The sequence below is a fragment of the Nocardia sp. NPDC003183 genome (genome assembly GCF_053590715.1).
Genome location: NZ_JBSFTG010000002.1, coordinates 15,368 through 29,129, shown reverse-complemented (window position 1 = coordinate 29,129; position 13,762 = coordinate 15,368). Strand labels below are relative to the sequence as shown.

Here is a 13,762-nt window from a genome sequence, read left to right as displayed (position 1 = left end):
CCAGGCCGCAAGTGGCCGACATCTCCGTTCCTCACGATCTCCGTCGTAGAATTTTCGAATGTGAGCGCACCTCGAATCAGCTGGCGGACGGCGGCCGTGACCGGAGCGACGACGGTGCTCGCCGGATCGAGCGCCGGAACCGTCTCCTGGGCGACGTATCGCTTGCTGATGACGCAGGCGGGTGCGGCGCGCGCGGTGATCGGCCGCGATACCTCCAAGCCGCCCGAGGCCGATGGCGTGTACGCACCGGGCGCGAGCCTGCCGGAACCGTGGCGTAAGACGACGCCGGTCGACCTGCACCTGATGATCTTCGGCGACTCCACCGCGGCCGGGCTCGGCTGTCTCGGCGCCGCCGATGTGCCGGGGGTGCGGTTGGCCCGCGGGTTGGCCGAGGCCACCGGCCTGCGCATCCGGCTGAGCACCAAGGCCATCTCCGGCGCCACCTCGAAGGGCTTGGCCGGACAGGTCGACGCGATGTTCGTGGCGGGGCCGCCGCCGGACGCGGCGGTGATCCTGGTCGGCGCCAACGACATCACCAAGAAGCACTCCATCCGGGCCTCGGCGCGCAGGCTGGCCGCCGCGGTGTCGCGGCTGCGCGAGGCCGACGCGCTGGTGGTGGTCGGCACCTGCCCGAACCTGGGCACCGTCACCGCGATCCAGCAGCCGCTGCGCACGATCGTCGCGAACTGGAGTGTGCGGCTGGCCAAGGCGCAGACTGTCGCGACCACCATCGCGGGCGGCATCGCGGTGCCGATGGGCTCACCGCTGGTCGCCTCGGAGTTCCGCGCCGCGCCCGAAATCCTCTTCGCCACCGACGGATTCCACCCGTCCGCCGCAGGCTATGAATTGGCCGCCGCGCAGCTGCTTCCCGTGCTGATCGCCCAGGTGCGCGACCGCCCTGCTCTTCCCGTCGCGCAGCTGGAGACGTAGATTCGAGAATGACCGGCATGTAAACAGCCGTTCACGTCGAACAACGCGAAAAGGAGTCCTCATGCCCGAGGCCGTCATCGTCAGCACCGCCCGTTCCCCCATCGGCCGTGCCGTCAAGGGGTCACTGGCGGGAATGCGCCCGGACGACCTGACCACGCAGATGATTCGTGCCGCGCTGGCCAAGGTGCCTTCGCTCGACCCGACGCAGATCGACGACATCATCCTCGGCACCGGCTCCCCGGCCGGTGAGGGCGGCTTCGGCATGGGCCGCATCCTCGCCATCCAGCTCGGCCTCGACGTCGTCCCCGGCACCACCGTGCAGCGCTACTGTGCGTCGTCGGTGCAGACCACCCGGATGGCCTTCCACGCCATCAAGGCAGGCGAGGGTGACGTGTTCATCTCCGCCGGTGTGGAGACCGTCTCGCGCTACGCCCGTGGCTCCGCCGACAGCTCCCCCGACACGAAGAACCCCGAGTTCGCCGAGGCCGAGGCCCGCACCGCCGAGACCGCACAGGGCGGCAAGGGCGCATGGCACGACCCGCGTGAAGACGGCCTGCTCCCCGACGCCTACATCGCGATGGGCCAGACCGCCGAGAACGTCGCGTCGCTGACCGGCATCTCGCGCGAGGACCAGGACCGCTGGGGCGTGCGCTCGCAGAACCGTGCCGAAGAGGCCATCAAGGCCGGCTTCTTCGAGCGGGAGATCACCCCGGTGACCCTGCCCGACGGCTCGATCGTGAGCAAGGACGACGGCCCGCGCGCCGGCGTCACCTACGAGGCGGTCAGCCAGCTCAAGCCGGTGTTCCGTCCCGACGGCACCGTCACCGCGGGCAACTGCTGCGCGCTCAACGACGGCGCCGCGGCGCTGGTGATCATGAGCGACACCAAGGCCAAGGAACTGGGCCTGACCCCGCTGGCCCGCATCGTCTCCACCGGTGTCTCCGGCCTGTCGCCCGAGATCATGGGCCTCGGCCCGGTCGAGGCCGTCAAGCGCGCGCTGGCGATCGCGGGCAAGTCGGTCTCCGACATCGACCTGTTCGAGATCAACGAGGCCTTCGCCGTGCAGGTGCTCGGTTCGGCGCGTGAGCTGAAGATCGACGAGGACAAGCTCAATGTCTCCGGCGGCGCGATCGCGCTGGGCCACCCGTTCGGCATGACCGGTGCCCGCATCACCACCACCCTGCTGAACAACCTGCAGACCTACGACAAGCAGTTCGGCGTGGAGACCATGTGCGTCGGCGGCGGCCAGGGCATGGCGCTGGTCATCGAGCGCTTGAGCTAGTCCGCCTCTCCGCGTCTTCTGGCCAGGATCGGGTGCCGCGAGTCATCCGACGCGGCCAGACTTCGCAGTCGGCCGAGTCAGCCGGTCCCCGGTGAGTTACCCATGTACTCGCTGGACATAGTCGAGCGGCTCCCCACAGATCGTGGGGAGCCGCTCGGTTTGTTTGTGCTTCTAGATCAGTCGCGCTGGAAGTAGCTCAGCAGGCGCAGGATCTCGACGTAGAGCCAGACCAGGGTGATGGTGAGGCCGAGGGCAACGCCCCAGGCGGCTTTCTCGGGGGCCTGGGCGCGGATCAGCTGGTCGGCGGCGTCGAAGTCGAGCAGGAAGCTGAACGCGGCGATGGCGATGCAGACCAGGCTGAACACGATCGCCAGGGCGCCACCGTCGCGCAGGCCGAAGCCGCCGTCGGTGAAGAAGCTCGCGATCAGGTTGCCGACCATCAGCACCAGCACGCCGACCATCGCACCGATCAGCATGCGAGTGAAGCGGGGGGTCACGCGGATGGCGCCGGTCTTGTAGACGACGAGCATGCCGAAGAACACGCCGAACGTGCCGAGCACCGCTTGGCCGATCAGGGCGCTACCGCCCACACCGCCGAATTCGGTGTCGGTGAACATCAGCGACAGCGCGCCGAGGAACAGGCCCTCGAAGGCCGCGTAGGACAGCACGATGGCCGGGTTGTCCATCTTGCGGCCGAAGGTCGCGATCAGGACGAGCACCAGGCCGACGATGGCGCCGCCGATGACGAACAGTGGCGCCAGCGACGGGTTCGCGCTGGACAGCGCGAAGGAGATGATCGCCGAGACGGTCAGCACCGCGAGGGTGATGCCGGTCTTGGTGACCACATCGTCGATGGTCATCGCGCGGGTGGCAGGGGCCTGCTGGAATTGCTGGCCGTACTGCTGCCCGTATTCGCCGTACTGCTGGTTGCCCAGCTGGCCCGCGCCGGCTACGCCCGAACCGAAGTTCGCGTAACCGCCGACACCCTCCTGGCGGGGAAGGTTCTTGAACACCGGATTCGATGAGGTACGCACCGTGCGCCTTTCTTGGAGTTACGAGTCGCTGTACAAGCTCCAACTGCCCTGTTCAACGCGCCACGATCGGACAAAGTTCCCAGCGATCCGGTCCATGACCACACCGCCCGCCCGTTCGGACAAATCGGACTCTACCGCTTTCGGGTCGCCCTATCGTTGTACGTCGCGCAGACCACGAACGGACCGCGTGACCGTGAACTTCTGGTTCCGGCCGATCACATCGGTGCGCCCCACCATCCGCTCCACCACGCCGCGATAGTTCAGGTGCGAGTTGTACACCGTCCACAGCTCGCCGCCGGGCCGCAGCACGCGGCCGGTCTCGACGAACATCTTGATCGCCGAACCGGTGTGCACGGCCGCGCCGACATGGAAGGGCGGATTGCACAGCACCAGGTCGGCGCTGTTGTCGGCGGCCGAGGACATGGCGTCGTCGCGCACCACCGTCACCCGATCGCCGACGCCGTTGGCCTCGGCGGTGGCCCTCGCCGAGGCGACGGCGGCGGCGGACTGGTCGGTGCCGACCACCCGGATGTGCGGGCGCGACTTGGCCAGCGCGACCGCGAGAATGCCGGTGCCACAACCGAGATCGACGGCATCACGCGCGTCGGGCTTCATCCGGTCCATGTGCTCGAGCAGGAAGCGGGTGCCGATGTCGAGGCGCGAGCCCGAGAAGGCCGCACCGAAAGCGACGACGTCGCCGTCGATCTCGATGACGTGCTCGCGCGCCGGGAACCGGGGTTCGCCCACCGGCAGCGGTTCGCCGACCACGAGCACGCGCGACTTCTGCCGACCCCGGCCCGCGCGGACCTGCGCGAAGAATTCGGCGAGTATCTCGTTCATGGCCGGAGTGAGGTACTTGTCGCGACCGCCCGCGAACACCACCACATCGCCGGCGGCGTGGCGGGCGATGGCCTCGGCGATCTCGGCGACACCCGACAGCATCCGCGGCAACCGCATCACGACCACGCGCGCCCCGGACAGCAGGTCGGCGTCGAGGGCGTGGGCGGTGTAGCGATCGGTGAGCCCGAGGGTCTTGGCGTTGGCCGCCAGCGCAGATTCGCCGGTGATCAGGTCCTGGTGCACGCGAATACCGGCGAGTCCGTGCTGCGCGGCGATCCCGAGGGTGAGCGCGCCGTACGCGTCGCCGATCACCGCAACCTCACCGCTACCCGCGGCCGCGAGGGCATCGGCGGCTGTGTCGAGGATCAGTCGGTCGGCGGCGTCGACGGCATAGAGGTTCGGCGCCTCCACATCCGGATACCGGCGTAGTCGGTCGAATACGTCCTCAACACTGTCCACCCGGCAAGTGTGCTAGATCGTTGCCCCACCGTCACATCCGGCCCCGGTATCGACAGGCGAGGTGGCTCCGGAGGGGTCGCCGTGAGACGTATTTCACTGAGCACTAACGGGTTCCGTCGATTTGCGACGTCCTTGCAGATCGCTCCGGATTCGCCGGTCTCACGAATTTCGTTGTTCCCCAATGCTTCGCCGAAGGTCACCGCCCGGTCCGTGCCGGAACCGATCGCCGCAGGTCGCGCTAACCGCGGAACTGGTACGCGTTCACCGAAAAACCCGGCCCCGACCTGGGCGCATCAACCGCAACCGCTCCCATTTCGAAGTAATCAGCAAACTTTCGGTAGCCCGAACACACCCCGTGTTACTTCGCCCACCACGCCGCTGTCCCTGCGTAGCATCAGCCCCATGCGCAACGCCCTCGTGTTCGTGCTGATCGCCGCGGCCGCGGTTTCGGTATCCGGCTGCGGCACCGACGACGCACCGGCCGCCGCGCCGCCGACAACGAGCACCACCAGCACGTTCGCCGATGCCACCGGCGAAGTGCCGGCCGACGCGAGCCCGAAGTCCGGCGCGGCCTCCCCGGGTGCGGCGCTGACCGTCAGCGATATCCGGATCGGCAGGCAGCCCGGCTTCGACCGCGTGGTCTACCAACTCGGCGGCACGGGCTCCCCCGGCTGGCAGGTGGCCTACACCGACAGCGCGGTGCAGGACGGCAGCGGCAAGACCATCGACGTGGCAGGCCGCGCGATCCTCGAGGTGCGCATTCTCGGCTCGGCGTACCCGTTCGACTCGACCGTCGCCCCGTTCGCCGGGCCTGATCCGGTGACCGATCCGGGCACGCCGACCATCACCGGCGTCTACAAGAAGCTGGTCTACGAGGGCGTCACCCAGTCGTTCATCGGCCTCGACGCCGACCAGCCACCGTTCTCCGTCACTGCTCTCGCCGATCCCCCGCGCCTGGTCGTCGACATCGCCACCCCGTGATCGCTACCCCTACCGGGTATCACGATGGCGATCGCTAGACTGGTCGCCGTGATGGACCAGCAGCCCGCGCGCGCACCCGGCATTGCCAGGGCGCTCGCCGTGCTGATGCTGCTCGCCGGGATCGTCGCCATGCACTCCGCGGTCTTCGGCACCGCGCACGCGAGCGACAGTGCGCACGGCCCGCAGGCTCCGGTCGCCACCGACCACTCGGACCCGCGTCCGGCAGCGGCTCCGCCCGACCAGCACGCCGTGTTCCCCGCGATCGACCACTCCACGCAAGATCTCGCCGAAGTACCGTCGACAGGCTCGACGCTGTCCATCGCCGCCCCCACCGACCCGCACACGGGCTGCGGCGCGGCGGGCTGTGATGAGCACTCCGCCGTCCACGCCTGCGTTTTCGTCCTGGCCGCACTCGCCATCGCACTGACCCTGGTCCTGCTCTACCGCCTCGGCGACACCTCCGAAGCCGCTCGGCAACCGTCGAGGGCATGGCGCGGCCGACGCGAACGCCCACCACCATGGACCGTCCTCACCCTGTCCCAACTGGCGATTCTGCGGATCTGACAGGCACGGCACCACGCGTGCCCTGCCAGTTTCGACACCTCACCCGAATCCCCAGGAGGATCACCATGTCCATCAGCCGTACCCACATCCTCGTCGCCGCGGCCGCCACCGTCTTGTTCGCGGCGGGTTGTAGCGACGACAGCACCACCACGCACACCGCCGAGCACTCCACCACCACCGCGACCAGCGCCGCCGCGAGCACCGACTTCAACGATGCCGACGTCACCTTTTTGCAGATGATGTACCCGCATCACGCGCAGGCCGTCGAGATGGCGAAGATGGTGCCGAGCCACACCCAGAACCAGCAGCTCATCGCACTGGCCGCCCAGGTGGAGAAGGCACAGGCCCCGGAGATGCAGCAGATCACCGACCTGCTCGCCGGTTTCGGCAAGCCCGCGCCGAGCGCGACCGAAGGACACGGCGGGCACGACATGCCCGGCATGATGACCGACGCGCAGATGAGCAGTCTGCAGGCCGCGAACGGCGCCGATTTCGACCGGCAGTGGCTGGAGATGATGATCGAGCACCACGAGGGCGCGGTCGGGATGGCCCAGACGGAGCTGAACGCCGGTGTGAATCCGCAAACACGTCAGCTCGCGACGACGATCGTGGCCGATCAGGAGGCTGAGATCGCCACCATGCGCGGCATGCTCGGACAGAACTGATCGGGTGCGGCGCCGGGCGCGACACCCCGGCGCCGCGTCTCGGTTCGTCATCGAAATCGCCACCGCGACCTGACGTCACCCGGAAGTTGCCAGTACGGTCGATATGTTCGGCTCCGGCCCAACCGGTGCCTGCAATCTCGAGGCAGGAGAGAGAAATGCGAGTACTGGAACGGCTGGGGCTCGGGACCGCGTTCGCGGCCACCGCGACCGGAGTGATCTTCCTCGGCGCCTGCTCCCAGCAGGTACCGGGCACCGCCGAGGTGAACCAGAGCGAGCTCGCCTCGTACACCTCCGAGGTAGCGGCGTCCTCGGCGGCGGCGGCGTCGTCGAAGGCGGCGAAGATCGAGGCGGCCAACGACACGGCGTGCGACGGCCTGCGCTCGGCCAACAAGACCTCGGTGACCTCGTTCAACGCCTACATCGCGGCGTCCAACGATCAGGCCCCCGATGCCGATGCCAAGGCCACCGACGCGGTCACCACCCTGCGCAACAGCGCTAAGGACCTCGACCGCAAGATCACCGCTGATGTGATCGCCGATCTGTCCGTGCCGCTGCGTGCCTACATCGAGAAGACCAACACCCTCGCCGATACCCTCGAACGCCGGGCGCCCACCGACGAGCTCAACGGCGTGATCGACATTTTCAACACGTCCAAAGACGAAGCGATCGCGGTGTGCACGCCGTACGGCAGCTGATCCCCTCGTAACAAGAACGTGATCGTTCACGATTCCCCTCCGGACACACCATCTGGAGGGTTGCGTGCAGGGCTTTCTGAAATACGTTGTGGCAGCGACGATTACCGCGATAACCCTGATTTCGGGGGCATGGCTCCCGAGCTCGGCGAAGGCCGACCCGGTCACCGCGAAGCAGTGTGAGGTCACCACCGGCCGCACCCCGCAGTCCGCGACACCGGCCGAAGCCGCGCTCGACCCCGCCGTGCTGGCCGCCGCCATGGCGCGGGCCACCGACGTGACCCGCTTCAACATCCAGCTGTACCGCAACAACTGCCTGATCGCGACGGGCCCGCGCAACGCCGAATCCGGCGGGGTGGCGTGGAATCTGTGGAGCGGGACCAAGAGTGTCGTGGCACTCGTCGCCGGGGCCGCCGTCGACGAGGGGCTGCTGCGGATCGACGAGCCGATCGGCCGCTATCTGCCACCGGGCCTCGGCGATGCCGCGCACCGGGAGATCACCGTGCGCAATCTGCTCACCGAGTCCTCGGGCATGGAAGTCGCCGTCGCCGCGGAGGGCGCGACCGGGCTGGCGCAACTCGATCCCAATGTCGTCGCGCAGGCCCTCGCGATGCCGATCGAACGCCCGCAGGGCACGATGTTCCGCTACAGCCAGCGCGCGGTGGACCTGCTGGTCTACGTGGTCCAGCAGTCGGTCGGCGATGATTTCCAGAGCTTCGCGCAGCGAAAGCTGTTCGACCCGTTGGGCATCGCCCGCGGCGACTACTACTGGGCCCGCGACCGTGCCGGAAACACCTACGGCCACGCGCATTTGATCCTGCCGCCGGACGACTTCGCGAAACTCGGTCTGCTCGTGGGCAATCGGGGCCGCTGGAACGACCGGCAGGTGATCTCCGAGGACTACATGCGCGCGGCCGTGTCACCGTCGCCGAGCATGCCCTGCTACGGCTTCCTGTTCGTGATCAACGGCGCACCGTGTCGGCTCGAATTCCCCGGGCTGCCCGATGACGCGGTGAAGATGTCGGGCATGCTGCGCAACGACAGCTTCATCGTGCCCAGCCTCGGCCTGGTGCTGAATTGGACCGGTGTCGCGACGGTGGGCAGTTCGACCACCTACACCCACGACGTGATGCGCACACTCGTCTCCGCGTTCCGCGACCAGCAGATCCCCGATCCCGGCGAGTATCGGGAACGTCCCGATGTGAGCGTGACCGATCCGATGATCGCCCGGCCCGATGCTTTCTTCGGCACGCTCGGGGTCGGCCCGTACGCCTACCCCGGTTGCACCTTCCTCGACTGCCTGGGCGAAACTCCGAAGGCCCCGTTCGCGGATTCGCCACCGGGATGCGTCATCCTGGGATGCGTCGGCACCGACCCGCGTACACCGGGAATCCGCTGATCCGGGTGTAGATCTCTGGGCTCCTCGGCGCCGGTCGCGTATTCTCGGTTCCACCGGATAGGACCAGTAGGGACCGGTCGGCCTACCAGGAAAAAGGAGCCACTGGCGATGCCCGCACCGCTGCGCGACAGCGCAGTGCCCAAACACGAACAGCTGCGCGCGATCCTGCTGCAGAAGTGCACGCGCGAGCTACAGCCGGGCGACCTGCTGACCAGCGAGCGCAATCTGATGCAGGACTACGGCGTCAGCCGGATCACCGTGCGCGAGGCGGTCGGTCAGCTGGTGAACGAGGGATATCTGGTCCGGGTTCGCGGCAAGGGCACCTTCGTCGCGCACCGGCCCGTGCAGTCGCGGCTGCACCTGGCCTCGTTCACCGAGGAGATGCGCGCGCTCGGCCACCATCCGACCACCCTGGTGCTCGTTGCCGAGGAGGCGATAGCGCCCGAGGCCACCGCCCGCGCGCTACGTCTGCCGCAGGGCGTGCTCGCCTATCACGTGCGCCGATTGCGGTTGGCCGACGACGATCCGGTCAGCGTCGACGACGCCTGGTTCAACCCCGAACTGGTGCCGGGCCTGATCTCGCACGACCTCACCGGCTCGATCTACCGGACCACGGCAGACCGCTACGGCAGGCCGATCGAACGCGCCGTGCAAACAGTCGACGCCCAGGCCGCCGAAGCCGGTGTCGCGGCGCTGCTCGGCGTCAAGAAGGGCGCTCCCGTACTGCATTTCGACCGGGTGTCGTTCAGCGCGGAGGTGCCGATCGAGCACACCCAGAGCTGGTACCGCGCCGACCGCTACCGCGTTCAGATGGAAGTGGGCCAGCGGCCACAGGCGTAGCGGACCGCGCCGATCTGGTGTGAAATCAGCGTATTTCAGTTACCGTCTGGGAGCTATCACAGCGAAGCTCTCGGAGGTATCAGCCATGTCCATCCGTCAAACCACCGCCGCCAGGGCAGGCCTGCTGGCCGTGCTCGCCGCGGGAACCCTGCTCGGCACCGCCGGCACCGCCGGCGCGGTCGGCAGCGCCGATTGGGATCTGCTCCCCTCCGGTTCGGTCGTGATCGGCCCACCCACCGGTAGCTCGATGGGCTCGGTCGACGTCGGTAGCGGCACCGGCTCGTTCGACGCCGACCTCGGCTCCAGCGCCCCGCCCCCGCCGTCGACGGGCTCGGCCGCACTGCCGATCTTCGGACGCTGACCCGTCCCCGCGCCGCCGTGGCCGACTGCTCGGCCACGGCGGCGCGGTGCCCCGGTCGCTTGGGGCACAGCCTGTTTCGAATCGGGAAAACCGGGCATGCGGCCATTGTGGGTGCCTGCCGGCATTCCACAGTCCCGACACCGAACAAGGTGAGATCTGATGATTATTCTCGGCGCAATTCTTCTCATTGCTGGACTCGTTTTCGGCATCCCCCTCCTCAGCACGGTGGGAGTCATCCTGCTCGTGGTCGGTCTCGTCCTGGCATTGGTCGGTAGCACCGGGCGTGTTATCGGCGGCCGTCGGCACTACTACTGACCATGCGCAGAATCCGTCGAACCAGAGGACCAGTCATGGCAGGCAGTAGATCACGCATCATTTCGATCGTTGTACTGGTGTGGTTACTGATCGGAATCCTGGCCGCGGGCCAACGCGGCTACTACACCGAACGCGATCAGAACTGCGCGACCCTCGGCACCATCGCGGTGACGATCATCGCGGGCCCCTTGAACTATGTGGGCGCCAATCCGAAGGTCGATGATTGCGACCTACCTCAGCCGAGCTGATGGATGCCGCCGTGGCCGAATACTCGGCCACGGCGGTCACTCCGGCTGACGCGGCCAGTGTTTTCCGCTGTCGGAGAGCGTGGCCGGATCGGTGCTGTACATGCCACCCGCGCTCGTTCGCACCGGCGTGAATTCCGACCGGCTGTCGCCGGCTTCCACTTCGGCCAGCCCGACCACGATCACCAATCCGGTGACCACCAGCGACACCGTCGCGATCAACGGCAGCAGCAATTGCACCGGCGTGACACCGTCCACCACGGTCATCGATTCACCGTGGTGCACGCGCATCGCCGCCATCGCCGTGTAGTGCATGCCGCACACCGCGATTCCCATGACCAGCGCGGCGCCCGCCGTCATCAGCAGGCCACGCACGTGCAGCATGAACCACAGCGCCGCCGTGGCCGCTACCACCGCGATCACGAGCGACAACGCCATCAGCGCCGGCTCGTATTCGATGACAGCCTGGGTGCGCATCGCCCACATCCCCAGATAGTGCATGGCGGCCACCCCGAGCCCGGTGATGGCGCCACCCATCGGCAGCGCCACCCACTCGTTGCCGCCCCCGGTGACGATGGTGAGCCCGATCAGCACCACCACGATCGCGATCACCGCGCTGAGCAGCGTCAACGGCACGTCGTAACGGATGGCCGCACCGTCGATGCCGAATCCGAGCATGGCGGTGAAGTGCATGACCCAGATGGCGGCTCCGCCCAGCGCGACCGACGCGGCGATGAGCCACCCGAGCGGCGCGGACGACGCTTTGGCGTGCACCGCGCACCGTAGCCCCAATACCGAACCGATGAACGACAGGCCGAAGGCCAGTACCGGATTCATCCAGCCATTGTTGAAGTGCTCGATATGAAGCACACGCGTTCCCCTGATCTACCCTATGCATTTCGATAGTGGGCTAGAGACTAATCCACATGCGCAGACAGAACACCAGGACAGCGAATTCCACAAAACTATTGCAGCGCGAAATACTCGCTATCGAGAAATACGAACCGGTCGGAATTCCTGCGAGTCATTCATTCTGCGAACGAGCACGAATCAAAGCGGCCAACCGATCCAGCGATTCCTGGTTACGTGCCGAGAAGAGCAGATCTTGCGCCATGCCGGGGATCAACTGCGCGGGTCCGCGGGCGGCGCGTTCGACCATCCGGATCGTGGTGTGCCCCGGGGATTGTTCGTCGAGCGTGAGCGTGATCCATGCCGAGCCGACCGACCACAGCCGCGCCTCCAACTCCAGCCGGTGCGGCGGGTCGATCGCCCGCACCACTGTCGTATCGCTGATCAGCACCGGCCACAGCCCGAATCGGTAGTGGATGCGGCTGCCGATGGCAGGCCAGCCGGGGTCGACCTCGCCGATGTGCGAGGCGCCGACCACCCAGCTCGCGTAGAGCCAGCCGTCGGCCAGGGTCGCGAACGCCCGCTCCGGCCGCACGGGCACGGTCACCTGGGCTGTCAGCACGTCTGATTTCCTCGTCCGTCGCGGGAGTCCGGTCACCACAGCCTAATTGGTGCCGGGGTCCGCCGCCGGACGTGTTCGCACCGGCCCGGCGGGCACGGCACGCCGAACCCGCGACGATGCGGGAAAATTGCTGTCCGCCGTTTCGGCGTGGGATCGTTCCCTTATGTCCACGGAAGAAACACGGCTCGGCGACCCGCCGAGCCCCGCCGACACGGCGGCCGAACGCACCCTGTTCGGTCACCCCATCGGTTTGACCAACCTGTTCGGCGTCGAGCTGTGGGAGCGTTTCTCCTTCTACGGCATGCTCACCATCCTGGGCTACTACCTCTACTACTCCACCACCGAGGGCGGCCTCGGGATCGCGCAGAGCACCGCGCTCGGCATCGTCGGCGCGTACGGCGGCTTGGTATACCTGTCCACCGTGCTCGGCGGCTGGATTGCCGACCGGGTGCTGGGGATGGAGCGAACGGTCTTCTACGGCGGTGTCGTGGTCGTGGCCGGGCATCTCGCGCTGGCGGTGTTGCCCGGGCTCACCGGTGTCGGCGTGGGTCTGGTGCTGGTCGCGCTGGGCAGTGGCGGGTTGAAGGCGAACGCGTCGTCGTTGCTCGGCACTCTCTACGCGCCGACGGACGCGCGAGTCGACGGCGGGTTCACGCTGTTCTATCTGGGCATCAACATCGGCGCGTTCTGCGGCCCGCTGCTGACCGGCCTGTTGCAGCGCGAGTGGGGTTTCCACGTCGCCTTCGGCGCGGCGGCCATCGGCATGGCGCTCGGCCTGGCCCAGTACGTGATCTTCCGCCGCAATCTCGGCACCCACGGGCGCGAGGTGCCCAATCCCATCACCCGCCGCGAACTGACCCCGGTGCTGATCGGCGTCGTCGTCGCCGCGGTCGCGGTGCTGGTCGCCGTGCTGACGAAGCTGATTGCCCTCGAGAATCTCTCCGACGTCACCACCGGCGTCATCGTGGCCGCCTCGGTCGTCTACTTCGCGGTGATGCTACGCAGCGCCAAGGTGACCCAGGTCGAACGAACACGGGTGGTCGCGTTCATCCCGCTGTTCCTCGCCAACGCGGTGTTCTGGTCGCTGTTCCAGCAGATGTTCACCATGCTCGCGGTGTATTCCGACGAGCGCGTCGACTGGCGGATCTTCGGCTGGGAGGCGCCGGCCAGCTGGATCGGTTCGGTCGAGCCGGTGTGGATCATCGCCCTCTCGCCGCTGTTCGCGCTGATGTGGACCAAGCTGCAATCGCGCGCCGAGCACGCCGATCAAGTTCGCGCTCGGCGTCATCGGGATGGGCATCGCGTTCTGGTTGTTCGCGCTGCTCAGCGGTTTCGACGGCAAGACCGTGCCGGTGCTCGCCGTCTTCGTGATCCTCGGCGGCTTCGCGGTCTCGGAATTGCTGCTCTCGCCGATCGGTCTCGCGGTCACCACGCATCTCGCGCCCGCCGCGTTCCGCTCGCAGATGATGGCCCTGTACTTCTTCTCCGTCGGTATCGGCACATCGATGGCGGGCACGCTGGCCCGCTTCTACAGCCCCGAGAGCGAAACCGCCTACTTCGGGTTCAGCGGTGCCGCGGCCATCGTGGCCGGTCTCGTCGTCATCGCGTGCGCGCCCTGGATCAAGCGCCGCATGCAGGGCGTGCACTGACCTGGTTACGGGTAATCCCCGATTACGTTCGTGAG

Annotated in this window: 15 protein-coding genes and 1 pseudogene; 12 read left to right on the top strand and 4 right to left on the bottom strand. The window is 67.5% G+C overall.

All coding sequences use genetic code 11. The features are described 5' to 3' along the window. Positions 1-60: 60 nt before the first annotated feature. On the top strand, positions 61-930 hold the full coding sequence (locus tag ACWDXS_RS07930) for an SGNH/GDSL hydrolase family protein (protein ID WP_378636213.1): 870 nt from the start codon (positions 61-63) through the stop codon (positions 928-930). A 61-nt stretch (positions 931-991) separates the two neighbouring features. Then, positions 992-2,212, top strand: coding sequence for an acetyl-CoA C-acetyltransferase (locus ACWDXS_RS07925; protein ID WP_378993100.1), 1,221 nt, complete (start codon positions 992-994; stop codon positions 2,210-2,212). Between the two features lie 176 nt (positions 2,213-2,388). Here the strand turns inward: ACWDXS_RS07925 and ACWDXS_RS07920 are convergent, their stop codons facing one another. Beyond that, complete coding sequence (locus ACWDXS_RS07920) at positions 2,389-3,246, bottom strand: Bax inhibitor-1/YccA family protein (protein ID WP_378636207.1); 858 nt, start codon at positions 3,244-3,246, stop codon at positions 2,389-2,391. Positions 3,247-3,396: 150 nt separating this feature from the next. After that, positions 3,397-4,545: a class I SAM-dependent methyltransferase gene (locus ACWDXS_RS07915; protein ID WP_378993102.1), complete on the bottom strand. Its 1,149-nt coding sequence runs from the start codon at positions 4,543-4,545 to the stop codon at positions 3,397-3,399. A gap of 402 nt (positions 4,546-4,947) precedes the next feature. Here ACWDXS_RS07915 and ACWDXS_RS07910 point away from each other — a divergent pair, with 402 nt between their 5' ends. The 9 genes from ACWDXS_RS07910 (at position 4,948) to ACWDXS_RS07870 (ending at position 10,610) form a co-directional block, all read left to right on the top strand. Then, positions 4,948-5,526, top strand: coding sequence for an AMIN-like domain-containing (lipo)protein (locus ACWDXS_RS07910; protein WP_378993103.1), 579 nt, complete (start codon positions 4,948-4,950; stop codon positions 5,524-5,526). A gap of 24 nt (positions 5,527-5,550) precedes the next feature. Beyond that, positions 5,551-6,090, top strand: a complete 540-nt coding sequence (locus ACWDXS_RS07905) for a DUF6153 family protein (protein WP_387445852.1) — start codon at positions 5,551-5,553, stop codon at positions 6,088-6,090. A gap of 65 nt (positions 6,091-6,155) precedes the next feature. Continuing rightward, positions 6,156-6,755: a DUF305 domain-containing protein gene (locus tag ACWDXS_RS07900; RefSeq protein ID WP_387445851.1), complete on the top strand. Its 600-nt coding sequence runs from the start codon at positions 6,156-6,158 to the stop codon at positions 6,753-6,755. 155 nt (positions 6,756-6,910) lie between these two features. Further along, positions 6,911-7,450, top strand: coding sequence for a hypothetical protein (locus tag ACWDXS_RS07895; RefSeq protein WP_378993107.1), 540 nt, complete (start codon positions 6,911-6,913; stop codon positions 7,448-7,450). Between the two features lie 88 nt (positions 7,451-7,538). Beyond that, positions 7,539-8,846, top strand: a complete 1,308-nt coding sequence (locus ACWDXS_RS07890; protein WP_449963516.1) for a serine hydrolase domain-containing protein — start codon at positions 7,539-7,541, stop codon at positions 8,844-8,846. 108 nt (positions 8,847-8,954) lie between these two features. Further along, the gene (locus tag ACWDXS_RS07885; RefSeq protein ID WP_378993109.1) at positions 8,955-9,686 is read left to right on the top strand and encodes a GntR family transcriptional regulator; all 732 of its coding nucleotides are present in this window, start codon (positions 8,955-8,957) and stop codon (positions 9,684-9,686) included. A gap of 85 nt (positions 9,687-9,771) precedes the next feature. Beyond that, the gene (locus tag ACWDXS_RS07880; RefSeq protein ID WP_378993112.1) at positions 9,772-10,047 is read left to right on the top strand and encodes a hypothetical protein; all 276 of its coding nucleotides are present in this window, start codon (positions 9,772-9,774) and stop codon (positions 10,045-10,047) included. A 159-nt stretch (positions 10,048-10,206) separates the two neighbouring features. Continuing rightward, positions 10,207-10,362, top strand: a complete 156-nt coding sequence (locus ACWDXS_RS07875; RefSeq protein ID WP_378993113.1) for a DUF6131 family protein — start codon at positions 10,207-10,209, stop codon at positions 10,360-10,362. A 35-nt stretch (positions 10,363-10,397) separates the two neighbouring features. After that, entirely contained in the window at positions 10,398-10,610 is a 213-nt protein-coding gene (locus ACWDXS_RS07870) for a hypothetical protein (RefSeq protein WP_378993115.1), read from the top strand. A gap of 36 nt (positions 10,611-10,646) precedes the next feature. Here the strand turns inward: ACWDXS_RS07870 and ACWDXS_RS07865 are convergent, their stop codons facing one another. Together ACWDXS_RS07865 and ACWDXS_RS07860 are read right to left on the bottom strand one after the other, a co-directional pair. Then, entirely contained in the window at positions 10,647-11,444 is a 798-nt protein-coding gene (locus ACWDXS_RS07865; RefSeq protein WP_378993117.1) for an MHYT domain-containing protein, read from the bottom strand. 187 nt (positions 11,445-11,631) lie between these two features. Beyond that, entirely contained in the window at positions 11,632-12,078 is a 447-nt protein-coding gene (locus ACWDXS_RS07860) for an SRPBCC family protein (RefSeq protein WP_449963511.1), read from the bottom strand. 163 nt (positions 12,079-12,241) lie between these two features. Between ACWDXS_RS07860 and ACWDXS_RS07855 the strand changes: the two are divergent. After that, positions 12,242-13,727 (top strand): annotated as a pseudogene (locus ACWDXS_RS07855) (peptide MFS transporter). Positions 13,728-13,762: the final 35 nt, after the last annotated feature.